We start from the raw sequence: 794 nt of genomic DNA, 5'->3' as shown, positions 1-794 counted from the left end.
ACTGATCGTTTCAGAATGAGGTTCGGAGTCGTCTCAAGCAGATGATGCTGCAGGCGAGTTGGAGCAGGCCGAGGTGGAGGTCGGCGCGTATCTCGTAGCGGATGCGCAGGCGCTTGAACTGGTGGAGCCACGCAAAGGTCCTCTCGACCACCCAGCGGGTCTTGCCCAGGCCCGAGCCGTGGGGGACGCCGCGTCGGGCAAAGAGCGGCTTGATCCCACGCTTCCACACCAGGCGGCGGTACTTGTCGAAGTCGTAGCCCCGGTCTGCGAACAGCCTGCGTGGCCGTGTACGCGGGCGACCGCGCAGGCCACGGATGTGCGGGATCGCATCGAGGAGCGGCAGGAGCTGGGTGACGTCGTGGCGGTTTCCGCCGGTCAGGGTGACGGCGAGCGGGGTTCCGTGCCGGTCAGTAATCAGGTGGTGCTTGCTGCCCGGCCTGCCCCGATCGACCGGCGAAGGTCCGGTGTGAGCCCCCCTTTGAGTGCCCGGATGTGCGAGCCGTCGATCGCCGCATCGTCCATCTCCAGCAGGCCCGTCGCCCGTAGCTCAGCCAGCAGTACCTCGTGCAGGTGAGGCCACACACCGGCCTCGGTCCAGTCCCTCAACCTCCGCCAGGCCGTCATCCCACTGCACCCAGTCCGCTCCGCCGGCACGTCCCGCCAGCTCACACCCTTGGACAACACGTACACAATGCCGCGAAGCGCAGCACGGTCATCCGCCGGCAACCGGCCCGGATAGCGATACCGCCGCGCAGGACACGGCGGCAACAACGGCGCTACCCGCTCCCACAAGT

The 794-nt window shown here is 67.5% G+C and carries 1 protein-coding gene; it reads right to left on the bottom strand.

The window, feature by feature from the left end; translation table 11 throughout:
• Positions 1–10: 10 nt before the first annotated feature.
• A protein-coding gene (locus IE269_RS42805) for an IS5 family transposase (RefSeq protein WP_318299719.1) occupies positions 11–792 on the bottom strand; the annotation gives its coding sequence in 2 pieces (ribosomal slippage) (positions 11–480 and positions 480–792; 783 coding nt in all).
• Between the last annotated feature and the right edge of the window lie 2 nt (positions 793–794).

The organism is Streptomyces spiroverticillatus, from assembly GCA_014650415.1.
Taxonomy (GTDB): Bacteria; Actinomycetota; Actinomycetes; order Streptomycetales; family Streptomycetaceae; genus Streptomyces; species Streptomyces spiroverticillatus.
The sequence above is the reverse complement of the archived record's forward strand: the minus strand, read 5'-3'. Positions and strand labels throughout refer to the sequence as shown.